The following is a 24,382-nucleotide window of genomic DNA, read 5'->3' as shown; positions in this document are numbered from 1 at the left end:
TAAGCCACTTACCTAAAAGTGGCTTTTTTTATGTTTTTTGAGGTTTAAATGTCTAGCAGCATTAGTGAGCAAATTAATCATCTTCGTAGTACGTTAGAGCAACACAACTACAATTATTATGTCCTTGATACACCCAGTATTCCTGATGCAGAATACGATAGACTATTGCGCGAGTTAAGCGCCCTTGAAAGAGAAAACCCAGAATTTTTAACGCCTGACTCACCCACTCAAAAGGTAGGAGGCGCTGCGCTGAGTAAATTTGAACAAGTTGCTCACCAAGTGCCTATGTTATCGCTTGATAACGCCTTTAGTGAAGAAGAATTTAGCGCCTTTAACCGCCGCATTAAAGAGCGTTTAATGAGCCAAGATGAGCTCACTTTTTGTTGTGAGCCCAAGTTAGATGGCTTGGCTGTGTCGATTATTTACCGTGACGGCGTGCTTGTGCAGGCCGCAACTCGTGGCGATGGTTTTACTGGCGAGAATATCACACAAAATGTAAAAACAATCCGTAACGTGCCTCTTAAGCTGCGTGGCGATTACCCCGCAGAGCTTGAAGTACGTGGCGAAGTATTTATGGATAGCGCTGGATTCGAAAAACTAAACAGCGAAGCCGAAAAACGAGGCGAAAAAGTATTTGTAAATCCTCGAAATGCAGCCGCAGGTAGCCTACGCCAGCTTGATTCAAAAATTACCGCTAAGCGCCCGCTAATGTTTTATGCGTATAGCACAGGGCTGGTGGCCGATGGCACAATCCCTGAGGATCACTACCAACAATTGGCAAAATTAACTGATTGGGGTTTACCGCTGTGCCCAGAAACAAAGTTAGTTGAAGGTACGCAAGCGGCTTTAGATTACTACAGTGATATTTTAACGCGCAGAAGTGAGCTTAAATATGAAATTGATGGTGTAGTAATTAAAATAAACCAAAAAGCCTTACAAGAGCGTTTAGGGTTTGTTGCACGTGCACCGCGCTGGGCAATTGCTTATAAGTTTCCTGCGCAAGAAGAAATAACCCAGTTACTTGATGTAGAATTTCAGGTTGGTCGCACAGGTGCAGTAACGCCGGTAGCGCGTTTAGAGCCTGTATTTGTAGGCGGTGTTACGGTATCAAACGCAACGCTGCACAATGGCGATGAAATAGCCCGTTTAGGCGTAAAGGTAGGCGATACAGTAATTATACGCCGCGCCGGCGATGTTATTCCGCAAATTACACAAGTAGTACTTGAGCGCCGCCCAGATGATGCACGCGACATTGTATTTCCTGCCAGTTGCCCCATTTGTGACTCACACGTTGAAAAAGTAGAAGGCGAGGCCGTGGCTCGTTGTACCGGTGGCTTAGTGTGCCAAGCTCAGCGTAAACAAGCGATAAAGCATTTCGCATCACGCAAAGCGCTTGATATAGATGGCTTAGGCGACAAAATAGTTGATCAGCTGGTTGATAGAGAGCTGGTAAAAACCCCCGCAGATCTATTTATATTAAAACAAGGTCACTTTGAGTCACTTGAGCGTATGGGCCCTAAGTCGGCTAAAAACTTAGTGGATGCGCTTGAAGTTGCCAAAACAACTACGCTTGCAAAGTTTTTATATTCGCTGGGTATTCGTGAGGTTGGCGAGGCCACAGCGCAAAACTTAGCAAATCATTTTTTAACACTTGAAAAGGTAACCCAAGCCAGTATTGAAAGCCTTACACAAGTGAGCGATGTAGGGGTTATTGTAGCAACTCATGTTCGTGGCTTTTTTGATGAGCAACATAATGTAGATGTGGTTAATGCTTTAATTGAACAAGGCATTAATTGGCCAGCGCTAACGCCGCCTTCAGAGGATGAGCAACCCTTAGCTGGGCTAACCTATGTATTAACTGGCACTCTTAATACTTTAAACCGAAACGATGCTAAAGCACGCTTACAACAGTTAGGTGCAAAAGTAGCCGGTAGTGTGTCGGCTAAAACAGATGCATTGGTGGCGGGCGAAAAAGCCGGCTCTAAATTAACTAAAGCACAAGATTTAGGCATAGACATACTTAGCGAAGACGACTTAATTGCACTGTTTGATAAGTACAATGCTTAGGGTAATAAAATGAGCCGATATGGACCCGAGTACTGGGATAAATACGGAAGCTACCGTACGCCAATTGCATTTCATCTGAGTTTATTGGTGTTACTACGTGCGTATTTTATTTGGGTTATAGCGGCGCTGAGTCGTCGCCCTGAGCTTGATTTAATGTCGCTATTTTTTAAATCTAAAAACGATTTTTTTATCGCAATTTCGATTGGCGCTATTGCGATAGTGCCCACTTTTTTATTTTGCTTAAGACGCCCGCGCGACTCTCATCAGCAAAGTGCGCGTTTAGCGATGGTGTGGCGCTACATGCGCTGGCCGTTACTTGTGTGTGCAATAACCGACTTAAGCTGGTTAACAATACAAGCTGCACATAGTCATTACAGGTTTTCACTGTTTTTAGCTGTGCAAATGGTGATTGTGTTTTGGGTAATGTGGTACTTGGCAAAGAGTCGTTATTTGCAGGTGTTTTTTAACGATTGGCCAGAGCCTACCGAAAAAGCAGATGATAAAAACGCTAAATAAAAGGGAGCTAAATGGATAACATTAATAAAAAAATTGCCATTGTAGTGCTTGGTATTGGCATTATCTTAGGCGCTTTGGTGTTGTTTACATCGCTAACTGATCATATTTGGTTTTCTGCCGTAATAGGATTATGGTTATTTGTGTTTTGTTCGTGTTGTTACAGGCTGACACCCGCCTTTAAAAAGCGCAATACGCTTGATAATTTTATTCAGCGCGATGCACAGCACTTAATGTTATTTAGCTTGGCAGGTTTTTTTGATAAAAAATTTGGCCCGCAATGGCTTGTTATTGGCAACATTGAACATATAGAAAGTAAGAACGATGAGCTTATTATTCATAGCAATAACGAGCGACAATTTAGTGTAAGTTTACCCGCACAAAAAAATGACATAGACGCCTACATGAAGCGCATACTTTCAGATCAAGAAAAGCAAACTATTCGCTTTAGTTAGGGGCTGTTGAACTTTGCGGATTAAAGTTTGTTCAAACTAGGGGCTATTTAATCGCGGCGCGAAGTTTGTAACCTAGTGGGCTAAGTAAAAGCTGAGCAAAGCTTCCGCGTCCTGCTCACGCCCTTTACCTACATCCATGTAGGCAACAAAGAGTAAATAGCCCCTAGGAAGAACCCGTTGGGCAGCGCCTGTTTGGCATTAATGCTACGTTATCGCCCAATTATGGGGAATAACCAGACTGCATAGGCTCTGCCTTGCCTAAATACCAAACAGACTACTGCAAATTTAACCTTAAAAGATCAACAGACCCTAATCACTTATTAATACCGAAGGAGGCTATTATGCTTACTTGGAATGATGTTATAAATTTTGCTAATAATGGCAATCCTACGCCACGCGAAAAGGTTGTAAAAACAGACGCGCAATGGCAGGCAATGCTAAGTGATGAGCAATACTATGTGACACGTAAAAAGGGCACAGAACGCCCTCACAGCTCACAAAGTTGCACATTACTAGAACCGGGTAAATACGCGTGTGTATGCTGCGATAATTTACTTTTTGATGCCGATGAAAAGTTTGATAGCGGCACAGGCTGGCCATCATTCACGCAGCCTGCAACTGTCGATGCAATTGGTTATGTGAACGATTTAAGCCATGGTATGCAGCGCGTTGAAGTGGTGTGTAATGTGTGTGATGCACACTTAGGGCATATTTTTCCTGATGGGCCAGCACCGTCGGGTTTGCGCTATTGTGTAAATGCCGCTGCAATGAAAAAGCTTTAATTATATAGTTAGCCTTCAATCTAGATAAAACAGCTATTTTAGCCGCTAGTTAGCGCTAGGGGGATTGAATATCGAGTTTCATTTCTTTTGCCATATGCAAAATTTTATCTAATCGCTGCGACTGATCTGGCTGCAGTGTAGAGTTACTCAAAAGGGCGTAACACTTTTTAGCAATAACCAAGTTAAAAGTGCCGCCTTTTTGTTTTGTCGAATCAAACAAACACTGTAATAAATTAAGCGCAATGCTTGGGTTACGCGGCATTACTCTAAATGCTTGCGTAAACGCCTCTAACGCCGTATTTAATTGCCCTCTATTAAATTGAGTTACTGCATGGTTGTTAAGCTCTTTAGGACCCATTTTAATGTCACGACGCTCACTTTGCTGCTGTTGAATGTAACGCAGGTAAGTTGTATCACTCATATTGGGGTGGCGCTCACAATGGCTAATTATTTGGCTAAATAATGTTTGTGCTTTTTGATGAAAACCCAGCTCGTGAAACGCTTTTGCTTTATCAAGCGCCCCATCTACAGAGCGTATTAACGTATCGTCATCGTCGAGTTGCTCTATAAGGCGCTTGGCTTTTTGGTGCTCGTCTTTTAAATAGTGCAAACGCGCATTAAGTACATCAATTTGAGATTGGTTTGCGTTGTTAGGAAACTGCTTTTTTAAATCATTTATGTATTTATTAGTTTGACGCGAAATACGTTGTATTTGGTCTGTTTGATCTGTGGTTAAAGCAAAGTCTATACCGGCACGGGCTGCATTGAGATAGATGTCGGGGCTGTCATGAATAGAATGACGCGCATAGCTGGCTATGTCTTTTTGGGTTAAATAGCTCTTTTCGTAATCGTGGTTTATTAACGAAACATTGCTTAACGATTTTTGTCTTTGGATATTACGTGGCGCGATATCGACCGCTTGGCTTAAAAAATCTTGTGCCAATTCAAATTGGTTTAGTTTTATTTCTAATCGGCCGAGTAAATCCAGTGCAACTAAACGTGTTTCATGGCGTTCAAGCATGGTTTTTAACATGCGCTGAGCAAGAATATGCTCATTATTAGCAATCAGCGCTTCTACTAAACCAACTTTGGCCCAGGCAAATTTTTGTATGTCTAGCACCGAGGTAAAAAAGTCTTTAGCTTCTTCACTGCGGTTTAGCCTAAGCAATGCATCTCCTTTTAAGCGAAGGAGGATAGGGCTGTATATATTGTTTTTTTTATTTAAAGTGGCATCGATTACTTTTATTGCTTTAGAGTCGTTGCCATCATCTACTAAGGTATAAATGCTCTGAAGCTCATTTTTACGTTTTAGAATACGCTCAATCCGCGTTTTTAACTCTTGTACCGTAAATGGCTTTACCAAAAAGTCGTCGGGTTGAAGCTCTAAAACGCTATGCACTAGCGCACCACTGGTTTCTGCAGAAATAAAAATAAACGCGGTGGAGTTTTTTATCAGTTGCTTAACACGGAGTTCTTCGTAGAGTTGGTAGCCGTCTTGGTGTTTGCTTAAATTAAACGAACATACAATTAAATCAAATTGCTCAGCCATACATTGCTCTTTTGCTGCAATTGCATGATCGGCAAAGTGCAACTGCCGAAAGCCAAGCCTTTCTAGCGACTGTTTCATATAGCTTTGAGCGAGGGGCTGCTCTTCCACTATCAGTATTTTGGCTTTGGCGTAGATCTTAGTTGGCATTGGCTTACATGTTGTTTGATTTATCACAGACTATAATCAACAGTTTAGCTGCTTACAAGGGAATTTAACTATTAGCCGAGGTTATTAGAAGATTAAATTATTTTAATACGTTTAGATGGCTTCATATTATCTTAGCCTTAGCGATTTAAAATCAGTGCTTAATTAATAGGTAAAAAGATGCTCTAAATGAGCGATTAACTATATGTTTGCTCATGGCGCAGTTTATAACCCATATAGAACTTTACATGTTACAGATTAATCGTTTTGCAAAAGACAAATTAAGAGTGATATTTTTGGAAGTTTTTAACTTAGGTATTTTGAAGTGTTTATATGTGGTGGGTGATTACTTGGCTTAAACCAGTGACCCTCGCCATTATTTGTACAAGGCGGCGATGCTCTCTTTTCTTACAACTGGATTAATTACCCAAATAGGATTTTTATAATAATTATTCAGAGGAGTTTAGATGCTTTAGAAGTGTTTATATGTGGTGGGTGATACTGAACTGAACCAGTGACCCTCGCCATTATTTGTAAAAGGCGGCGATGCTCTCTTTTTCTTATAACTGAGTTAATTACCCAAATAGGATTTTATAATAATTATTAAGAAGTGTTTATATGTGGTGGGTGATACTGGACTTGAACCAGTGACCCTCGCCTTGTAAGGGCGATGCTCTCCCAACTGAGCTAATCACCCACATATAATAGGTATGACTTTATCAATTTAACGTTTTGTATAATTTGGTGGGTGATACTGGACTTGAACCAGTGACCCTCGCCTTGTAAGGGCGATGCTCTCCCAACTGAGCTAATCACCCAAATTATATATTTAATATGCACCATTCTAAGAATGGTGGGTCGTACTGGACTTGAACCAGTGACCCTCGCCTTGTAAGGGCGATGCTCTCCCAACTGAGCTAACGACCCATATTAAATTTTAAAACGCGACTATTAATATAATAATAGGCTTTATATGTGGTGGGTGATACTGGACTTGAACCAGTGACCCTCGCCTTGTAAGGGCGATGCTCTCCCAACTGAGCTAATCACCCACATATAAATTAAAACGCTACTATTAAAATAAATAGTACTGGACTTTAACCAGTGAACCTCGCCGTTACTTTGAAGTAGCGGTTATGCTCTCTTTTTCTAGCTGAGTAATGACCCATTTAGATTTGTGTAATATGCACCATTCTAAGAATGGTGGGTCGTACTGGACTTGAACCAGTGACCCTCGCCTTGTAAGGGCGATGCTCTCCCAACTGAGCTAACGACCCATATTACATGCTACTACCTGTATAGGTAGTACTGGACTTTAACCAGTGAACTTCGCCATCTTTTATAAAAAGCGGTGATGCTCTCTTTTTTTGTAACTGAGCTAACGACCCATATTACAATTTTTAAACGCGACTATTAATATAATAATAGATTTATATGTGGTGGGTGATACTGGACTTGAACCAGTGACCCTCGCCTTGTAAGGGCGATGCTCTCCCAACTGAGCTAATCACCCACATATAAATTAAAACGCTACTATTAATAATAGTACTGGACTTTAACCAGTGAACCTCACCCTCTTTTACTAAAAGCAGTGACGGTCTCTTTTCTAACTGAGTTAACAACTCATATAGAATTTTAGATGTGTACACTTAATAAAGTGGTGGGTGATACTGGACTTGAACCAGTGACCCTCGCCTTGTAAGGGCGATGCTCTCCCAACTGAGCTAATCACCCACATCTAAACAACATTACATTGCTGCGTTGTTGTGGGGCGCTATTATAGATAGAGTTGCAAATGTGTCAACACTTGAATGATAAAAATGTGCTGAATGAAGGTTTTATAAACAGTGCAGGGTGGTTCGCGTTTACTTTATCATCAAATTTAAGTTGTTAGGGTAAATTAACAGCTGAAACTGAGCTAAGTGACTGCCTTATTTTTACTTACAATAAAAAGCATTACTTAAATAAGCTAATAAAAGGCGATGTTGAAATTGATACAGTAAGCGTGACGTTTTATCAAAAAGAAGATTTATGACTATATAAGGTTTTAAATTATTGAACTGGTATACGGTACTTTTTAAAAGGTAAGGGCATAAGCAGTTATCTGTATTGCCATTAGTGCGAATAAACTTTAATTAACGCCATGGGTTTTGGCACAATGACAACAAAATAGAGCCTATTACCCAAACTGGAACATAGTGTTTAAAAACAGCACGAATTATTTGCTAGCATTTTTAACGACGGCCTAATTCACTTCAATTTTTATATGTGTGTACAAGCAACTTAAAAAGGGAAGGGTTGAGCATTTAATAATAAGGTTATCGAATAGAGCCCTCGCATTTTAATAACACACTTAAATGCGGGGTTTAGCCTTGGTTTTAGTACTTTTTTAACCCCAACTCAATTTGCATATAAATGTATACCTTTTATGTTAAACATTATTACTTCATCAACGAGGTATAAATAGATAATTAACCTGTTTATAGTACTGTGAGATGAAGTACAGGCCAAATTTTGTCGAAATTGTATTTTTTTGCATGTCTGATAGCCAGTTTGTTGAAAATTAAACCATTTAAATAAAGCGGCATAAAAAACTGTTGACTTTATTTTGGGGGGTGCATAGAATGCGCCCCGCACTCAGCGATACACAACGTGTTAAACACGTTAGGTATTAAAAGGTTTGGGGCTATAGCTCAGCTGGGAGAGCGCTTCGCTGGCAGCGAAGAGGCCTGCGGTTCGATCCCGCATAGCTCCACCAAGTCTTTGTGCATGTCCTAGGGTAGCAGTTTTCTGTGTCCCCATCGTCTAGAGGCCTAGGACACCGCCCTTTCACGGCGGTAACAGGGGTTCGAATCCCCTTGGGGACGCCATCTAACAAATAGTTAGGCGTGGTTTTACCAAGAGAATAGCGTAACACTTAAAGCTCGAGTCTTTATGTGTATTAAACGTATTACCTTAGCACCTCATGATATGAGTTAAACTTATCAACTGTCCTAGTGACACTTTTTAGTGTCCCCATCGTCTAGAGGCCTAGGACACCGCCCTTTCACGGCGGTAACAGGGGTTCGAATCCCCTTGGGGACGCCACTTACTATTTATAGTAGGGTAGTGTTATTAATAAAACTCGCCTGAAACGAGTCAAACCATTCAGTTGTCCTAGTGACACTTTTTAGTGTCCCCATCGTCTAGAGGCCTAGGACACCGCCCTTTCACGGCGGTAACAGGGGTTCGAATCCCCTTGGGGACGCCACTTACTATTTATAGTAGGGTAGTGTTATTAATAAAACTCGCCTGAAACGAGTCAAACCATTCAGTTGTCCTAGTGACACTTTTTAGTGTCCCCATCGTCTAGAGGCCTAGGACACCGCCCTTTCACGGCGGTAACAGGGGTTCGAATCCCCTTGGGGACGCCACTTACTATTTATAGTAGGGTAGTGTTATTAATAAAACTCGCCTGAAACGAGTCAAACCATTCAGTTGTCCTAGTGACACAGAAAACGTTTTTGAGAAGATAATGCCATTCGCCTCGCAGGCTCGGTCTCATCTTATTTAGAAATAGCAAATCAGTGATTTGCAAAGCAATTTCTGCGTCCCCATCGTCTAGAGGCCTAGGACACCGCCCTTTCACGGCGGTAACAGGGGTTCGAATCCCCTTGGGGACGCCACTTACTATTTATAGTAGGGTAGTGTTATTAAAAACTCGTCTGAAACGAGTCAAACCATTCAGTTGTCCTAGTGACACAGAAAACGTTTTTGAGAAGATAATGCCATTCGCCTCGCAGGCTCGGTCTCATCTTATTTAGAAATAGCAAATCAGTGATTTGCAAAGCAATTTCTGCGTCCCCATCGTCTAGAGGCCTAGGACACCGCCCTTTCACGGCGGTAACAGGGGTTCGAATCCCCTTGGGGACGCCACTTACTATTTATAGTAGGGTAGTGTTATTAAAAACTCGTCTGAAACGAGTCAAACCATTCAGTTGTCCTAGTGACACAGAAAACGTTTTTGAGAAGATAATGCCATTCGCCTCGCAGGCTCGGTCTCATCTTACTTAGAAATAGCAAATCAGTGATTTGCAAAGCAATTTCTGCGTCCCCATCGTCTAGAGGCCTAGGACACCGCCCTTTCACGGCGGTAACAGGGGTTCGAATCCCCTTGGGGACGCCACTTACTATTTATAGTAGGGTAGTGTTATTAAAAACTCGCCTGAAACGAGTCAAACCATTCAGTTGTCCTAGTGACACAGAAAAGTTTTTAAGAAGATAATGCCATTCGCCTCGCAGGCTCGGCCTCATCTTACTTAGAAATAGCAAATCAGTGATTTGCAAAGCAATTTCTGCGTCCCCATCGTCTAGAGGCCTAGGACACCGCCCTTTCACGGCGGTAACAGGGGTTCGAATCCCCTTGGGGACGCCACTTACTATTTTAGGTGATGCATAAAGCAGTGTGACACCGCACTCTATATGCACGACGTTATCAAGAGTACTAATCTATTGAGACGCCACATACTATTTTAGTAGTGTATAAAGCTATTACTTCCTCAGCGCTATCCAGCGCATTAATTTCTACCGTTTATCCGTTAAAATTTTAGTTTTACACTTTTAATTTTCTTCAATATCTAAAAACCTATCTATTTAATTAATAATCACCTACGTATAACTTCTTAGGCTTTCAAGACCGATCCGCAATAATAATTATTCATTTACAGTGATAAATTTTTTGCTAGCTGCGTTAAAAATACATACTTATAACTGCATGTGTAGATAAAATGGATAGCACAACTAAATTACAAATTACTCTTAATCATATCTATTCATCCTTTAAATAGCTCAATCAATAAAGCCAGTACAAAATATTCAGCATTTATAAAGCGCTGTGCTGCTAGCCTTTTAGTTTAATTTCTCATTATTAGGAGTTAATTATGGCAAGTGGTTGGGCGCGTGATGGCGCAATTCAAGATCAAATCGATGCAAGTGTTAACGACGCAGTGCAATATGCAAGGCAAAATTTAATCTCAGGCGCGAGTGCTGAATTCTGTGATGAGTGTGATTGTGAAATACCACAGGCACGCAGGTTAGCGCTGCCAGGTGTTAGGCACTGTATGGCGTGTCAAAGTGAGCTTGAGGCTAAAGGCAAGGGCGTTGCTGGCGTAAACCGCCGAGCAAGTAAAGATAGCCAACTAAGGTAAAGGTGCGACTAGGCACCTTTTTGATAAATTTTATTGCCTAGTGAGCTTTGTTTTTCTTTTTCTGAATAAGCTCAATTGAATAGCCATCAGGGTCTTTCACAAAAGCAATTTCTGTTGTGCCGCCTTTTACTGGCCCCGGTTCTCGACTGACGTTTCCACCAGCGGCCTTTATGTCGTCACATGCCTTGTATATATCGTCAAATTCAATAGCTATATGGCCATACGCATTACCAAGATCGTAGCTATTTTCATCCCAATTATAAGTAAGCTCTAATACAGTATTACTATCCTCTTCACCATACCCTACAAAAGCTAATGTATAACGATACTCTTCATTGTCAGAACGGCGTAATTCTTTCATTCCTAAAATCTGTGTATAAAAAGAAAGTGACTTTTCTAAGTCGGCTACACGCAACATTGTGTGTAATAAACGCATTTAGGTTACCTCTGTGAGTTTAAATTTATATAGGTGTAGAGCATAGCGTCTTTATGGAGTATCCATAACCGCATTGCCAAGGCCAGAGCCTCCCATATACCGAGAGGCTTATTTTACCTCAACTGTGAACAATAAGTTTAAATTAACCAGCTATTTGCGCACTCATTGTGTCAAATTTACTTGTAATAAGCCCAGCTACTGCCGCGCAAGTGGCTTTGCCTTCACTGAAAACCTCGGCTTGTGAAATAAATTAACATATCAGTACGATTTAATACGTAAGTAAACTTCTTAACCTGAGTTCGGGCAATTTAAGCTAAATGTGGGCAAGGCTCGGCATTTACAACCACGCATTGCCATAATATTAGCACACTAAATTAAGTGGTATTACCAACAATGGGTTAGTACACAATGTAATTATAGCCATGCTATTTATACGAGTTTATAAAGTTGTTGCACTTATTGGTCAACCTATTTTTTATTAAGCTCTAACCAAAGAAGGGAAAAGTGCGTTGAATTAATTTGATTTCCATACTACCTATAACTAATTGTTTATTATTGTTATTTTGTTAACTTGAAATAAATTGTAAATTACCTTGGTTTACAAAGTTAACTTATTGGTTGACAATATTGGTGTATGGTAATACAGTTTTTACATACCAATTGGTAAGTTGCTTGGTTTTAGCTTCTCCAAGGTATTAATAAATAATCAAAGCAATGCTAAGCATAACGAAATAAATACGTAACCAGTCAATAATATACAGCGTGTAATCACTCTGTTTTTATTCGCTCAAATGGTAATAACGCGGCGGGTTACCTATTCAAACGAACATGCTCAGGGTTACTTTAGCAAATTGAATTAAACGACACAGCGTACCTATTTATGGGGTAAATCATTACTCGTACTCATAAAAGCACGCGCCATCATATTTAGGAGTTATTCATGTCTAAACCAGTAATCGGTTTTATCGGCCTTGGCTTAATGGGCGGCAATATGGCCGAAAACTTACAGAACAAAGGCTATGAGCTTATTGTTATGGATTTAAACAAAGATGCGGTTGCTGCATGCGTTAGCAGAGGCGCAAAAACAGCAAGCACTGCAAAAGAGCTTGCACAAGGTGCAGACATAATTATGTTTTGTTTAACAACATCAGCAGTTGTTGAAAAAATTGTGTACGCAGAAGATGGCATTTTAGCGGGTATTAAAGAAGGCGCGGTATTAATTGATTTTGGTACATCAATTCCTTCATCTACTAAAAAAATTGGTGCTGATCTAGCCGCTAAAGGCGCAGGCATGATTGACGCACCACTAGGGCGTACTCCAGCCCATGCTAAAGACGGCCTATTAAATATTATGGCAGCGGGTGATATTGACACCTTCAATAAAGTTAAACCTGTACTTGAAGATCAAGGCGAAAACGTATTTCACCTAGGTGAGCTAGGCGCAGGGCATACAACTAAGTTAATCAATAACTTTATGGGTATGACCACGGTATGTGCTATGTCACAAGCGTTTGCTGTAGCAGACAAAGCCGGTGTAGACCGCCAGCAACTATTTGACATTATGTCGACAGGGTCTTCTAGCTCTCCATTTATGCAATTTTGTAAAAACTACGCGGTAGACAATGTAAGCGACCTTGATTTTTCAATTGCCAATGCAAACAAAGATTTAGGCTACTTCCTACAAATGGTTTCAGACCTTGGGACTGAATCAAAAATTGCTGAAGGGTCATCTGCTAACTTACAAGCGGCATTTGATGCAGGTATGGGGCAAGGCAACGTACCAGAAATTTTTGATTACTTTAAAACTCTAGAAAAGTAATACCGACAACATTGGGTGCTTTAACGTAGTTAAAGCACCAAAACACACACAACATCAATTGGCTAGATTTAACCTGCTTTGTGCAATGAGTGCAGCATTACTATTGATAAGGCATTACTTCCGGTCACACTGAAAAAGAGTTATCTATGCGTTTAATTAATATAATAAAGCTTAGCCTAGTTCTTATTGGGTGCACATCCACACAATTGGCAGCCAAAGATTATTTTGTAGACACTAAACAAGCTTTTCAAGAAATCTCTGACAAACTCGTTGCCGGCGATAAAATAACTCTCAAAGACGGTACGTGGTCTAATTTCGAAATTTTATTACAAGGCCAAGGAACCAAAAACGCCCCTATAAAGCTTACAGCGCAAACCAAGGGTAACGTTATTTTATCAGGGCAATCTAATTTAAGACTGGCGGGTTCGTATTTAGAAGTGTCAGGACTTGTATTTAAAAATGGTTATACGCCTAGCTCAGCCGTTATTGAATTTCGTAAAAATAAAGATGAGCTTGCTACTCACTCCCGCGTAACACAAGTCGTTATCGATAACTACAATAACCCCGATAAACGAGAATCAGACTATTGGGTGGCTCTATATGGTAAACACAATCGTTTTGATCACAGCCACTTAGTAGGTAAACGTAACAAAGGCGTTACGGTTGCTGTAAGGCTTAATAGTGAGCAAAGCCAACAAAACCACCATCAAATTGATCATAACTTCTTTGGCTATCGTCCTACTTTTGGATCTAACGGCGGTGAAACACTGCGTATTGGTACTAGCCACTATTCATTAAGTGATTCATTTACCGTAGTTGAAAACAACTACTTTGAACGTACTAACGGCGAAGTAGAAATAATCTCGGTTAAATCAGGGAAAAACCAAATCCGCAATAATGTGTTTTTTGAGTCTCGCGGCACACTAACGTTGCGCCATGGTAATGGCAATATTATAGAAGAGAACGTTTTTTTTGGTAACGGTGTAGATCACACAGGTGGCATTCGCATCATTAATAAAAACCAAACAGTAAAAAATAACTACTTAGAAGGTTTAACAGGCTACCGTTTTGGCAGTGGTTTTACGGTTATGAACGGCGTACCTAACTCACCAATAAATCGCTACCATCAGGTAGAAAACGCGACAATTGAAAACAATACCTATGTAAATGTGCGTCATATACAACTTGGCGCAGGTAGCGATAGCGAGCGTAGCGCTGCACCAATTAATAGCGTAATGATAAATAACCTTATTATTAATCAAAATGGCGAGCAGCCTTTTACAACCTTTGATGATGTAAGCGGTATTAAATTTAGTGAAAATGTAGCTAATACCCAGGTATTAAAAGAGTTAAATTACGGTGTTAAACAGCAAAATGTAACACTAACCAGAGCTAGTAACGGTTTACTGTATCCTGAATCAAGCAAAATTAGTGCAGGTGCTAAACGCGGTTTAAAGGTGCTAAAAAAGGCCGATACCGGCGTTAGCTGGTATCCAAAAACAGAGCAAGTTGTGGCATTTGATACGGGTAAAACTCACCAGGTTAAAGCAACTGCAGATGCCTTACTTAACGCAATCAATGCAGCCCAAACGGGTGATGTATTAGAGCTTGCAGATGGACAATACGATGTTTCTAAACTCGTTAAAATAACAAAAGTGCTTACCCTTAAGGCTAAACATACTGGCAAAGCTAAGCTGACCTACCAACGCTCCACCTTATTCGAAATTCATGATGGCGGTAGCTTAAAGCTAGATGGTTTAGTTATCTCGGGTGAAAACGCACCTGATGCCATTAATAATAGTGTGGTACGTACTAAAAAGTGGGGCATGGTTGATAACTACCGCTTTGAAATACACAACTCACAATTAACTAATCTTGATATTAATCACTCATTTCACTTTTTTGTAACGGGTAAAGGGGCGATGGCAGATGAAATCACGTTAGTAAATAACACCTTTAAAAATGTAACTGGCGATATTTTACGTCTCGATACCGAAATAGAAGACTTAGGTATTTATAACGCAGAGTATGTAACACTTAAAAGCAATACCTTTAATGAGGTAGCCGGTGGAGTCGTTAAGTTATACCGAGGTGGAAGTGATGAAAGCACCTTTGGTCCGCATTTATTAATGACCAATAACACCCTAACTAAAGTAGGTTTAGGTAAGCGCAACAAGGCGCAAGCGAGTGTGTATGCGCACGGTGTACAAGTCACAAATATTGCAAGCAACGTATTTGAAAAATCGGCACCGATTAAAATTGAGCACACGGTTGGTGAGCCAATAACAGCCATTACAGATAACACCTTTGATGCAACTCAAGCGCCAAGCGTAAAAGAGTTACGTGTAGCGGGCTCGCACACGGCAACGATTAAAAATAACAACGTTTTAAATAAGGTGAACTAACAATGATGAATTTAACCCAAAATAAGTCATTATTTAAAACGCTGGGTGTTACTGTAAGTGCCTTAGTTTTATCGATAAACGCCTACGCAGCGCATCCAAATTTGGTAATAACCAATGATGATGTACAGCAAATGCGCCAAGCAATTAGCAACAATGAACAGGGTAAGTTTGCCAACGCATTTGCAGCGCTTAAAGCACAAGTAGATGAGCAAATTAAAAGCCCTATAACAGTGCCTGTACCAAAAGACGGTGGGGGAGGGTATACCCACGAACGACACAAAAAAAATTATCAGCTTATGTATAACGCCGGTGTTCTTTATCAGCTTAGCCAAGATGATAAATACGCTCATTACGTACGTGATATGTTGCTTGAATATGCCAAATTATACCCAACACTTGATGTACACCCTAAGCGCAAAGTTAAGTCGCAAAACCCAGGTAAACTATTTTGGCAAAGCCTTAATGAGGCCATGTGGCTTGTTTATACCATTCAAGCATACGATTTAGTGCATGATGCGTTAAGCGCCGCTAATATTAAAACCATCGAAAATGACTTACTGCGTCCAGTATCGTTATTTTTATCACAAGGCCAGCCATCAACCTTTAACAAGGTACATAACCATGGTACGTGGGCTACAGCCGGTGTAGGCATGGCAGGGTATGTGCTAGATGAATCTGAGTGGGTCGAAAAGTCTCTTTACGATTTAGATAAATCGGGCGAGGGTGGCTTTATTAAGCAGCTAGACATGCTGTTTTCGCCACAAGGCTATTACAACGAAGGTCCTTATTATCAACGCTTTGCACTACTTCCGTTTGTTACCTTTGCTAAAGCAATTGAAAACAACGAACCGCAGCGAGACATTTTTGAATATCGCGATGGCATATTACTTAAAGCCATTGATACCACTATTCAGCTAAGCTATAACGGTTTATTTTTCCCGATAAACGATGCAATTAAAAGTAAAGGTATAGACACAATAGAGCTGGTACACGGTGTAACTGCCGCTTATGGTTTAACACACGATACTGGTTACTTAGATATAGCTAAAAAGCAAAATCAAATAATACTCTCTGGCGATGGCCTAAAGGTGGCTCAAGCGCTGGATAAAAATAAGCAAACTCCTTATGTATTTAAATCGGTAGCGTTTGGCGATGGTAACGATGGCAAGCAAGGGGCGTTGGTAGTAATGCGTACGCAAACTGGCGGCGACCAAGCACTTTTATTTAAACCTGCCGCACAGGGTTTAGGGCATGGACATTTTGATAAATTAACATGGCAATTTTACGATCATGGCAATGAAATTGTATCTGATTATGGCGCTGCACGTTTTTTAAATGTTGAGGCTAAATACGGCGGCCGTTACCTACCAGAAAACGAAACTTACGCAAAACATACCGTGGCACACAATACGGTTGTGATTGATGAAACCTCGCATTTTAATGCAAATGTTAAAGTGGGTAATAACAATCATCCTACGCTTAATTTCTTTGAAACAAACCAATACGGAACGGTGTCAAGTGGGCAAATAAGCACCGCTTACAAAGGTGTTGAGCTTGAACGCACGTTAGCGTTAATTAATTTACCTATGCTTGAAAGCACGCTTTCAGTTGATATTTTTAATGTGACTGCAGATTCCTCCCATAAAATTGATTTACCACTGCATTACAAAGGCCAATTAATTGATACCAGCTTTGAGTTACTTGGTAACACCAAAAGCTTAGCTGCGCTGGGTGATAAAAATGGCTATCAACATTTATGGTTAAAAGCACAGGCGCAACCAGATGAAGGCCTAGCAAAGGTAACGTGGTTAAACGACAACGGCCGTTTTATACACAAACAAGCCTAGTAAAAGGGGATGAGTCTTTCTTATTTACGCAAATAGGGGCAAACGATCCACACTTTAATCTTCGTAACGAAAATGGCTACATTCGCCGTGTAGAAGGTAAAAAACAGCATAAATTTATTTCAGTACTTGAGCCTCACGGTGAATACAACCCAAGTAAAGAATATACCCTAGAGGCTGTTAGCCGTGTATCGTCACTTAAGTATGACGCGCAAGAGCACTTAGACCTAATTGAAGTTAAAGTAAAAAATAATACCTATTTGGTTGCTATCAACAAAGCCGATAAAGCAGCTAAACACACATTCACATATCAAAATAAAGCATTCACCTTAAATGGCCGCCTTGGCGTTTATGCGATGAAGAATAATCAGGAGTAAACAGGATGCAAAAGCAAAGTGCACACTTTTCATTTGGTAACGAAACCGAGATTGAAGATTTAGGTAATGGCTTAAAACGCCAAATGCTTGGCTATAACGAAGAGCTAATGGCCGTGAAAATTTGGTTCTCAGAAGGGGCTATTGGTTATAACCATGCACACAGGCACTCGCAAGTAACGTATGTGGTTGAGGGTGAGTTTCACTTTAACATTGATGGCGTAACTAAAATCTTAAAAGCGGGTGATAGCTGTTTTATTCCTCCTTTTGCTGATCACGGTGCAACGTGCCCAACTGGCGGTATACTGATTGATACCTTTAGCCCAGCTCGCGAAGACTTTCTTGAGGAATAACCTATGAAAATTCAAGGCTTACGCTGGTGGGTTATAGTGCTAATTGCACTTGCTACCATTATTAACTACATAGACCGTCAAGCGCTTAGCGTTTTATGGCCAGACATTGTGGAAGAAATGTTCCCTGATGAATCTGCGTTAGAGCGTAAACAAATTTACGCTAATATTTCTATAGTATTCGTATTTGCTTATGCATTTGGCCAAGCTATTTTTGGCAAAATTTTTGACTGGGTTGGTACGCGTTTAGGTTTTGTGCTTTCAATTGGTGTGTGGTCATTAGCCACTGTTGCCCATGCTTTTGCACAAGGGGTGCTTAGTTTAAGTATTTTCCGTGCAATTTTAGGTGTAGCCGAAGCTGGTAACTGGCCCGGTGCAGCTAAAGGTAATGCCGAGTGGTTTCCAACAAAAGAGCGTGCTTTAGCGCAAGGTATATTTAATTCTGGCGCAGCCATTGGTGGCATTATTGCTATCCCGCTTATTGCTTATTTAACCGTGTACTTTAGCTGGCAAATGGTGTTTGTATTTGTTGGTGCCTTAGGTTTTTTATGGTTAGTTCCTTGGATTATATTGGTAAAAGCGCCTCCAGGCTCTCACCCTTGGATAAGTGAAGAAGAGCGTGAGTACATTCTTACCGGACAAAGACGCGTTGATGATAACGGCGATGTAACAAGCGATGACGAAGAAGAATATAACCCGTCTACAGGCGAGTTACTCTCTCGTAAGCAAAGCTGGGGCGTAATTATAGCCTCTGCAGCTATCGACCCTATTTGGTGGTTATTTGTTTTTTGGATACCAATTTACTTAAACGAAGTGTATGGCATGGATGTTAAATCGATTGGTATTTATGGCTGGGTTCCGTATGTAGATACCATCTCTCATTTTAAGCTTCAAGGTCGTACTTAACTTACTTGGAGCTTAAACGCTTCTTGGTTTTTTATTACACCAAAACATATATGGATGAGCTTTCTCATATTCGCACACACAGTTTGCATCGGTGTTTTACCGTTATTTATTAATGTTAACTTGTGTCGTTTTATTGTTTTATTCCACTGCCCAGCGACAATAGCTGCCATATAGAGTTTGCAGCGAATTCTGGCTGGCCCAAGTTTACTAATTGATGTTCGCCCTTTTAATTTACCCGATTCATTATGCCGTGGAATTAACCCACAATAAGCTGCTGCTTCTTTGGCTTTATTAAACTTTTTAGCCGCAAACAAATATGTCAGCTCTCTCGATAATACATGCCCAATGCCAGGTATAGACTCTAGTAGTTTCCTGTTTCTTTTTAAACCAGGCTCATTATCTATGTGATCATCAATGTCAGATTTAAGCTGTTTAATTTCGTCATCTAAAAATGCGATAGTCACTTTTATCGATTGGCGAACACGTGCTGAAACGTTGCTGAATTCACTTGCTTCTAATCGGTTAGCTTCTCGTTGCCGGTTACTCTCAAGCGCATCTAAACGACGGATAAGGGCTTTAAGCTCTCTAACTTCTAACGCTTCAGGTTGCCAATAATCAACGACTGCGTGCTTTGCACAGCCGTAGTGGGCAAGCATCGTTGCATCAGATTTGTCTGTTTTATGAATTATGTTTAACGCGTCAGCATACTTTTTCGCTTTGCCTGTATTCGCTAAAATAATATTAAAGCCTTGCTCATGTAAAAAATACATCAGTGCTTCATGATAAACACCCGTTGGTTCGAGGGTGATAACGAGCTCACTAGCAACGCTTTTAGTTGTATTTAAAAGCCACTTTTCTATTTTCTCAAAGTCTTGATGCTTGTTTTTAAAGACTTTTGTTTTAATCTTGTTTGTAAGCTGGTCTCTCAACCACGATAAATCAATTTTCTCTTTACTAATATCAATGCCGATAAACATCATCTCTACTTACTCCCCTTGTACATACAGCATCTACTTAAATAAAAGTGTGCTTGGATACCATTCAGTTTGTGAGAATAGAAAGTCAGGGCTTTATCTACGGAGCAGTATTAAATACTAGGCGCAAAGGCAAGCTCACTGACTTCGATGTGATAAATGATAGCTAATCATTTATCAACGAGAGATACAAGGCGCTATGTTTGGTGCTTGGTTTGGTGGCTTACTTGCCCAAAACCGCCTTAAAGCAGGCTGGAATACCGATAAAACGCGTAAGCTGACCATCACATTAGGGTGTTTAATTATGTTGCCGGCGCTGCTTGCAATGGCAAACCCAGGCGAGCCGGTAATTGCGGTACTTATTATGGCTGTTATTTTATTTGGTTTTCAAACCGCCATTGGTAACGTTCAAACCTTACCAAGCGACTTACTGGGTAAAAAAGCGGTAGGTACGTTGTCGGGCTTCTCTGGCATGGCCGCTAAATTAGGTGCTGTAGGGCTTACGTCATTGGTACCTATTTTAACAGCGGACGGTAATTATACACCGGCGTTTGTGATAGGCGCGTCTTTAGCGATTATTGCAATGGCAGCTGTATGGATTTTAATTCCAAAAATTGAACCATTGAAAAAGCCTAACTAATTTGTTGGCAATGGCTGTGTTTCTCACAGCCATTTACTACCTAAGGTAAGTGATAATAATGAAAAATATTTACTTTATTGGCGAGTGCATGATTGAGTTAAGAGCGACTGTTCCCTCTACATTGCATCAGTCATTTGCAGGTGACGTATACAATTCGGCTGTTTACTTAAAGCGTTGTTTCCCACAAATCACCACCTCAGTTATTACCGCTTTAGGGGAAGATAACTTAAGTAAAAAAATGCGTGAGCGTTTTGCAAGTGAGCAATTAAATACAGACTATGTATTTGCTCATAGCAGTAAAGTCCCAGGTATGTATTACATAGAAACGGACGATCAAGGCGAGCGCAGTTTTATTTATTGGCGGGATGATTCAGCAGCCAAAAAGGTGGTTGAATTTATCAGCCCTGAGCTTGTTAAGCAGCTGTCATCGGGTGATATGTTTTTCTTTTCGGGTATTTCTTTAGCCGTAATAGAAGAGCAAGCAAGAGCGCAGTTTTGGGACATAGTAAAGCAACTTAAAGCCGCGGGTGTAAAAATAGTATTTGACCCAAATTACCGTGCGCGACTTTGGGATAACGTTGAGCAAACTAAAGCGCAATACCATAGTGCATTTAGCTTAGCCGATATTACGTTACCCGGCGTTGAAGACTTAGAAACGCTTTACAACGTGCAAAGTGTAGAAGCGGTAATTGATTATTTGGCTCCGTACAACATTAACGAAATTATAGTAAAAAACGGCCCCGATTCAGTCATTACAAAAGAGGCTAATACAGTGCAAAGCCACAGTATTACGCCGGTTAAAAACGTTATTGATACAACCTCCGCAGGCGATGCCTTTAACGGCGTGTATTTAGGAGCGCGCTTAGATGGGCGCCCTATAAGTGAAGCGGTTAAGCTGGGCGCGCAGGCTGCCGGCGCTGTTATTCAGCAACCCGGTGCTATTGCACCAAAAGATGTTTTTCAACAAGCCATGGCTAAATCAGGTCTCTAACTGGCTAATTTACTCAATTTATAACACTAAGTAGCACGATTATTTAAAAATAAGGGAAATAACGCATGACTCGCTTTTCTGAACTAATGGCAGGGCAAACTCTGCTACCTATAATTCAAGCAGACACGCCAGAGCAAGGTGTAAACATTGCTAAAGCAATGGCAGAGGCAGGCCTAACTTTGGTAGAAGTTGTTCTTAGAACAGATGCATCAATTGATGCGCTTAAAGCCATAAAAGAACAGGTTCCACAGCTAAAAGTGGGCGCAGGCACCGTTATTAACGAAACAATTTTAAAGCAAGCGCTAGAAGCAGGCTCAGATTTTATAGTTACTCCCGCTGTATCGCCTACACTATTAAGTGAGCTGGTTAAGTGTAACGTGCCAGTATTGCCAGGTGTATCAAATACCGGCGATATATCAATGGCGCTTGAGTATGGTTTTGAAGAGCAAAAACTCTTTCCTGCTTCACTGGCTGGTGGTGCGCCGTTTGTCTCTGCTGTCTCATCTGTATTTCGTGCAGTGAGCTTTTGCCCGACTGGCGGTGTAAGCGAAAAAAATAAAATGGATTACTTGTCGTTAAACAATGTATTTGCAGTAGGCGGTACCTGGGTTGCTAAAAAAGAATGGGTAGCGCAGGGTAATTGGCAAGCCATTACAGACTCTTGTATCGAGGCTTTAAAATAGCAAGGAGCAAAAAATGAATTATTTAGCCCCAACCATTGCACCAGGCGTTGTTGTTGGCGATGAAGTAAGCGAAGTGTATAAACACGCACGAACGCATCAGTATGCATTGCCTGCTGTAAACGTGGTGAGCACATCGTCAATTAATGCCACCTTAGAGGCCGCAAAAAAAATGAAGTCGCCGGTCATTATTCAACTATCTAATGGGGGAGCGCAGTTTTTTTGTGGTAAAGGTTTAGCACTAGAGGGCCAGCAATCTGTCGTTGTTGGGGCAATAAGTGCTGCACAGTATGTGCATAACGTGGCGAAGCACTATGGCGTTGCTGTCATGCTGCACACAGATCACGCAGCAAAAAAACTACTGCCCTGGATTGATGGTTTATTAGATGAAGGCGAAAAGTATTTTGCACAAACAGGCAAGCCGCTTTTTTCATCGCACATGATAGACCTGTCAGAAGAGCCACTGGAAGAAAATATAGAAATTTGTGAGCGTTATTTAGCGCGCATGGCAAAAATAGGCATGACACTTGAAATAGAGCTCGGGTGTACCGGCGGAGAAGAAGACGGGGTTGATAACTCGCACCTCGACAGCTCTGCGCTTTACACTCAACCAGAAGATGTAGCCTACGCCTATGAGCGACTTAGTAAAATAAGCCCTAATTTTATCATTGCTGCTTCGTTTGGTAACGTTCACGGCGTATACAAGCCTGGCAATGTGGTATTAACACCTACCATATTACGCGACTCGCAAGCCTATGTAGCTGAAAAATTTAATTTAGAGCATAACGCTATTAATTTTGTATTTCACGGTGGGAGTGGCTCTGAGCACAGTAAAATTGCTGAGTCGCTAACCTACGGGGTGGTAAAAATGAACATTGATACCGACACCCAATGGGCGAGTTGGAACGGGGTATTAAACTACTACCAAGAAAAACAAGACTACTTGCAAGGCCAAATTGGTAACCCTGATGGCGAAGATAAACCCAATAAAAAATACTATGATCCACGTGTGTGGTTACGCCAGTCGGAGCAGCATATGGTGGCTCGCCTGATCCAATGTTTTGACGACCTTAATTGTGTGAACAGGTATAGCGCATGAAAAGACTGAATAAAGTATTAAAGCAAGATGGGGTTGAAACCGACCTTATCATGTTAATTCGCACGCTATTAGCAACCACAAAAGAAATAGCGTTTAGAGTAAGCCAAGGTGAGCTTGCGGGTGTTTTAGGCTCTACCCTTAACGAAAATATCCAGGGCGAGGTGCAAAAAAAGTTAGATGTCATTGCCAATCAACTGTTAAAAGATACCTTAATTGATGACGATCTTGTAAAAACAGTGGCATCTGAAGAAGAAGATAATGCAGTAGGCGCCCACCCTGATGGAAAATATATTGTGGCATTTGATCCCCTTGATGGGTCATCAAACATTGATGTTAACGGGCAAATAGGCACTATTTTTACCATTTACCCAGCAAAGGTAGATGTGCCCTACGATAGTGATGAGCAATTTAATCAACCCGGTACTAATCAGGTTTGTGCAGGCTACGTGCTGTATGGGCCATCGTCGTTACTAGTAATGAGTACAGGTGGGCCAACCCGCTGTTATACACACGATTTAACCCACGGTGGCTTTTTGCTTACAAAACCAGAGCTTGCAGTACCGAGTAAAAGCCGTGAGTTCTCGGTTAATATGGCAAATTACCGATACTGGGATGAAGCAACACAAATTTACTTTGATAAATTACTGTATACATCAGAAGAATTTGCTAAAAGCTCAATTCGCTATAATGCAGCCATGGTTGGTGATGTGCACCGAATTTTATGCCGTGGCGGGGTATTTATGTACCCGCAAGATACGCGCGCTGGTAATGAAAACGGTAAAATACGCTTACTTTACGAAGCTAACCCGCTGGCGATGCTCACTGAAAACGCAGGCGGTATAGCCACCTCTAAGGGTATGCGTATTTTAGATATTCAGCCCGATGAGCTGCACCAGCGTGTGCCTGTTATTTTAGGCTCTAGTGAACCTGTGACTTATTTTAATTCTACGGTTTATTAAACCTGGCTAAGGCCTTAGTACAAAAGGGCGGTTATTGTGCCCTTACGCCTTTTAAATAAAACGTAAGCCACTGCTGACTAATAGTGAGTTAAACGCAGTGGCTACGTTATTTTATATACACACCAAAAATTCATATCTATAGGCTATTACAGTTAAAGCTTTACGCCTGTATTTTCCACCCCTCCATTCTTTATGTGCTTATCGCACTA

15 protein-coding genes, 16 tRNA genes and 3 pseudogenes are annotated in these 24,382 nt (G+C 41.0%); 24 read left to right on the top strand and 10 right to left on the bottom strand.

All coding sequences use genetic code 11. From position 1 onward, the window contains the following. The first annotated feature begins 48 nt into the window (after positions 1-48). From ligA to msrB, 4 genes are all read left to right on the top strand, one after another. Positions 49-2,067: an NAD-dependent DNA ligase LigA gene (gene ligA / locus VOI46_RS10785; RefSeq protein WP_004588865.1), complete on the top strand. Its 2,019-nt coding sequence runs from the start codon at positions 49-51 to the stop codon at positions 2,065-2,067. Between the two features lie 9 nt (positions 2,068-2,076). Next, entirely contained in the window at positions 2,077-2,583 is a 507-nt protein-coding gene (locus VOI46_RS10780; RefSeq protein ID WP_004588866.1) for a DUF2919 domain-containing protein, read from the top strand. 11 nt (positions 2,584-2,594) lie between these two features. After that, positions 2,595-3,035 carry a hypothetical protein gene (locus VOI46_RS10775; protein WP_004588867.1) on the top strand — a complete coding sequence of 147 codons (441 nt, stop codon included), beginning with the start codon at positions 2,595-2,597 and terminating at the stop codon, positions 3,033-3,035. A 341-nt stretch (positions 3,036-3,376) separates the two neighbouring features. Next, entirely contained in the window at positions 3,377-3,817 is a 441-nt protein-coding gene (msrB, locus tag VOI46_RS10770; protein ID WP_004588868.1) for a peptide-methionine (R)-S-oxide reductase MsrB, read from the top strand. A 55-nt stretch (positions 3,818-3,872) separates the two neighbouring features. Here the strand turns inward: msrB and VOI46_RS10765 are convergent, their stop codons facing one another. The 8 genes from VOI46_RS10765 to VOI46_RS10730 all read right to left on the bottom strand — a co-directional run bounded on the left by VOI46_RS10765 (position 3,873) and on the right by VOI46_RS10730 (position 7,244). Then, positions 3,873-5,513 (bottom strand): response regulator, encoded by a 1,641-nt coding sequence (locus VOI46_RS10765; protein ID WP_039972401.1) that lies wholly within the window; start codon positions 5,511-5,513, stop codon positions 3,873-3,875. Between the two features lie 618 nt (positions 5,514-6,131). Further along, positions 6,132-6,207: transfer RNA gene (locus VOI46_RS10760), tRNA-Val, on the bottom strand. A 45-nt stretch (positions 6,208-6,252) separates the two neighbouring features. Further along, positions 6,253-6,328, bottom strand: a tRNA-Val gene (locus tag VOI46_RS10755). Positions 6,329-6,361: 33 nt separating this feature from the next. Next, positions 6,362-6,437, bottom strand: a tRNA-Val gene (locus VOI46_RS10750). 49 nt (positions 6,438-6,486) lie between these two features. Next, positions 6,487-6,562: transfer RNA gene (locus VOI46_RS10745), tRNA-Val, on the bottom strand. Positions 6,563-6,711: 149 nt separating this feature from the next. Next, positions 6,712-6,787, bottom strand: a tRNA-Val gene (locus VOI46_RS10740). 160 nt (positions 6,788-6,947) lie between these two features. Continuing rightward, a tRNA-Val gene (locus VOI46_RS10735) sits at positions 6,948-7,023 on the bottom strand. A 145-nt stretch (positions 7,024-7,168) separates the two neighbouring features. Continuing rightward, positions 7,169-7,244: transfer RNA gene (locus tag VOI46_RS10730), tRNA-Val, on the bottom strand. 948 nt (positions 7,245-8,192) lie between these two features. Between VOI46_RS10730 and VOI46_RS10725 the strand changes: the two genes are divergently transcribed. From VOI46_RS10725 to VOI46_RS10680, 10 genes are all read left to right on the top strand, one after another. Continuing rightward, positions 8,193-8,268: transfer RNA gene (locus VOI46_RS10725), tRNA-Ala, on the top strand. Positions 8,269-8,304: 36 nt separating this feature from the next. Beyond that, a tRNA-Glu gene (locus tag VOI46_RS10720) sits at positions 8,305-8,380 on the top strand. A gap of 141 nt (positions 8,381-8,521) precedes the next feature. Further along, a tRNA-Glu gene (locus VOI46_RS10715) sits at positions 8,522-8,597 on the top strand. 87 nt (positions 8,598-8,684) lie between these two features. Further along, a tRNA-Glu gene (locus tag VOI46_RS10710) sits at positions 8,685-8,760 on the top strand. A gap of 87 nt (positions 8,761-8,847) precedes the next feature. Beyond that, positions 8,848-8,923 (top strand) — tRNA-Glu (locus VOI46_RS10705). 176 nt (positions 8,924-9,099) lie between these two features. After that, positions 9,100-9,175: transfer RNA gene (locus VOI46_RS10700), tRNA-Glu, on the top strand. Between the two features lie 174 nt (positions 9,176-9,349). Further along, a tRNA-Glu gene (locus tag VOI46_RS10695) sits at positions 9,350-9,425 on the top strand. A 174-nt stretch (positions 9,426-9,599) separates the two neighbouring features. Then, a tRNA-Glu gene (locus tag VOI46_RS10690) sits at positions 9,600-9,675 on the top strand. 173 nt (positions 9,676-9,848) lie between these two features. Continuing rightward, a tRNA-Glu gene (locus tag VOI46_RS10685) sits at positions 9,849-9,924 on the top strand. Positions 9,925-10,429: 505 nt separating this feature from the next. Next, entirely contained in the window at positions 10,430-10,696 is a 267-nt protein-coding gene (locus VOI46_RS10680; RefSeq protein WP_004589278.1) for a DksA/TraR family C4-type zinc finger protein, read from the top strand. Between the two features lie 37 nt (positions 10,697-10,733). On the opposite strand, the gene gloA is transcribed toward VOI46_RS10680, so the two are convergent. Then, positions 10,734-11,132 carry a lactoylglutathione lyase gene (gene gloA, locus VOI46_RS10675; RefSeq protein ID WP_004589277.1) on the bottom strand — a complete coding sequence of 133 codons (399 nt, stop codon included), beginning with the start codon at positions 11,130-11,132 and terminating at the stop codon, positions 10,734-10,736. A 940-nt stretch (positions 11,133-12,072) separates the two neighbouring features. Here gloA and VOI46_RS10670 point away from each other — a divergent pair. From VOI46_RS10670 to VOI46_RS10650, 5 genes and pseudogenes are all read left to right on the top strand, one after another. Beyond that, positions 12,073-12,951 (top strand): NAD(P)-dependent oxidoreductase, encoded by an 879-nt coding sequence (locus tag VOI46_RS10670; protein WP_004589276.1) that lies wholly within the window; start codon positions 12,073-12,075, stop codon positions 12,949-12,951. A gap of 146 nt (positions 12,952-13,097) precedes the next feature. Beyond that, positions 13,098-15,356, top strand: a complete 2,259-nt coding sequence (locus tag VOI46_RS10665; RefSeq protein ID WP_004589275.1) for a chondroitinase-B domain-containing protein — start codon at positions 13,098-13,100, stop codon at positions 15,354-15,356. A 5-nt stretch (positions 15,357-15,361) separates the two neighbouring features. Further along, positions 15,362-17,577, top strand: a pseudogene (locus tag VOI46_RS10660) (heparinase II/III family protein). Positions 17,578-17,582: 5 nt separating this feature from the next. Further along, on the top strand, positions 17,583-17,927 hold the full coding sequence (locus VOI46_RS10655; protein ID WP_004589273.1) for a cupin domain-containing protein: 345 nt from the start codon (positions 17,583-17,585) through the stop codon (positions 17,925-17,927). A gap of 3 nt (positions 17,928-17,930) precedes the next feature. Next, a pseudogene (locus tag VOI46_RS10650) lies at positions 17,931-18,791 on the top strand (MFS transporter); the annotation flags it as partial. Between the two features lie 35 nt (positions 18,792-18,826). Here the strand turns inward: VOI46_RS10650 and VOI46_RS10645 are convergent. Continuing rightward, positions 18,827-19,810: an IS110 family transposase gene (locus tag VOI46_RS10645; protein WP_324738003.1), complete on the bottom strand. Its 984-nt coding sequence runs from the start codon at positions 19,808-19,810 to the stop codon at positions 18,827-18,829. A 187-nt stretch (positions 19,811-19,997) separates the two neighbouring features. Here VOI46_RS10645 and VOI46_RS10640 point away from each other — a divergent pair. From VOI46_RS10640 to VOI46_RS10620, 5 genes and pseudogenes are all read left to right on the top strand, one after another. Continuing rightward, positions 19,998-20,444 (top strand): annotated as a pseudogene (locus VOI46_RS10640) (MFS transporter); the annotation flags it as partial. A gap of 58 nt (positions 20,445-20,502) precedes the next feature. After that, positions 20,503-21,435: a sugar kinase gene (locus VOI46_RS10635; RefSeq protein WP_004589503.1), complete on the top strand. Its 933-nt coding sequence runs from the start codon at positions 20,503-20,505 to the stop codon at positions 21,433-21,435. Positions 21,436-21,500: 65 nt separating this feature from the next. Beyond that, positions 21,501-22,118, top strand: a complete 618-nt coding sequence (gene eda, locus VOI46_RS10630) for a bifunctional 4-hydroxy-2-oxoglutarate aldolase/2-dehydro-3-deoxy-phosphogluconate aldolase (protein ID WP_004589504.1) — start codon at positions 21,501-21,503, stop codon at positions 22,116-22,118. 13 nt (positions 22,119-22,131) lie between these two features. Then, a complete protein-coding gene (fbaA, locus tag VOI46_RS10625; protein ID WP_004589505.1) occupies positions 22,132-23,214 on the top strand; it encodes a class II fructose-bisphosphate aldolase in 1,083 nt (360 codons plus the stop codon). After that, on the top strand, positions 23,211-24,173 hold the full coding sequence (locus VOI46_RS10620) for a class 1 fructose-bisphosphatase (protein WP_004589506.1): 963 nt from the start codon (positions 23,211-23,213) through the stop codon (positions 24,171-24,173). The genes fbaA and VOI46_RS10620 overlap by 4 nt, the downstream gene beginning before the upstream one ends. The last annotated feature ends 209 nt before the right edge of the window (positions 24,174-24,382 follow it).

Source organism: Pseudoalteromonas sp. CuT4-3, assembly GCF_035666335.1.
Lineage (GTDB): Bacteria > Pseudomonadota > Gammaproteobacteria > Enterobacterales > Alteromonadaceae > Pseudoalteromonas > Pseudoalteromonas atlantica.
The sequence above is the reverse complement of the archived record's forward strand: the minus strand, read 5'-3'. Positions and strand labels throughout refer to the sequence as shown.

What these genes read in the sequence shown, in the direction of transcription:
- fbaA (WP_004589505.1), top strand. Translation starts at nt 22,132, where the DNA reads ATGAATTATTTAGCCCCAACCATTGCACCAGGCGTTGTTGTTGGCGAT.
- eda (WP_004589504.1), top strand. Translation starts at nt 21,501, where the DNA reads ATGACTCGCTTTTCTGAACTAATGGCAGGGCAAACTCTGCTACCTATA.
- VOI46_RS10670 (WP_004589276.1), top strand. Translation starts at nt 12,073, where the DNA reads ATGTCTAAACCAGTAATCGGTTTTATCGGCCTTGGCTTAATGGGCGGC.
- VOI46_RS10645 (WP_324738003.1), bottom strand. Translation starts at nt 19,810, where the DNA reads ATGATGTTTATCGGCATTGATATTAGTAAAGAGAAAATTGATTTATCG.
- VOI46_RS10665 (WP_004589275.1), top strand. Translation starts at nt 13,098, where the DNA reads ATGCGTTTAATTAATATAATAAAGCTTAGCCTAGTTCTTATTGGGTGC.
- VOI46_RS10620 (WP_004589506.1), top strand. Translation starts at nt 23,211, where the DNA reads ATGAAAAGACTGAATAAAGTATTAAAGCAAGATGGGGTTGAAACCGAC.
- VOI46_RS10780 (WP_004588866.1), top strand. Translation starts at nt 2,077, where the DNA reads ATGAGCCGATATGGACCCGAGTACTGGGATAAATACGGAAGCTACCGT.
- VOI46_RS10765 (WP_039972401.1), bottom strand. Translation starts at nt 5,513, where the DNA reads ATGCCAACTAAGATCTACGCCAAAGCCAAAATACTGATAGTGGAAGAG.
- VOI46_RS10775 (WP_004588867.1), top strand. Translation starts at nt 2,595, where the DNA reads ATGGATAACATTAATAAAAAAATTGCCATTGTAGTGCTTGGTATTGGC.
- VOI46_RS10635 (WP_004589503.1), top strand. Translation starts at nt 20,503, where the DNA reads ATGAAAAATATTTACTTTATTGGCGAGTGCATGATTGAGTTAAGAGCG.
- gloA (WP_004589277.1), bottom strand. Translation starts at nt 11,132, where the DNA reads ATGCGTTTATTACACACAATGTTGCGTGTAGCCGACTTAGAAAAGTCA.
- VOI46_RS10680 (WP_004589278.1), top strand. Translation starts at nt 10,430, where the DNA reads ATGGCAAGTGGTTGGGCGCGTGATGGCGCAATTCAAGATCAAATCGAT.
- VOI46_RS10655 (WP_004589273.1), top strand. Translation starts at nt 17,583, where the DNA reads ATGCAAAAGCAAAGTGCACACTTTTCATTTGGTAACGAAACCGAGATT.
- ligA (WP_004588865.1), top strand. Translation starts at nt 49, where the DNA reads ATGTCTAGCAGCATTAGTGAGCAAATTAATCATCTTCGTAGTACGTTA.
- msrB (WP_004588868.1), top strand. Translation starts at nt 3,377, where the DNA reads ATGCTTACTTGGAATGATGTTATAAATTTTGCTAATAATGGCAATCCT.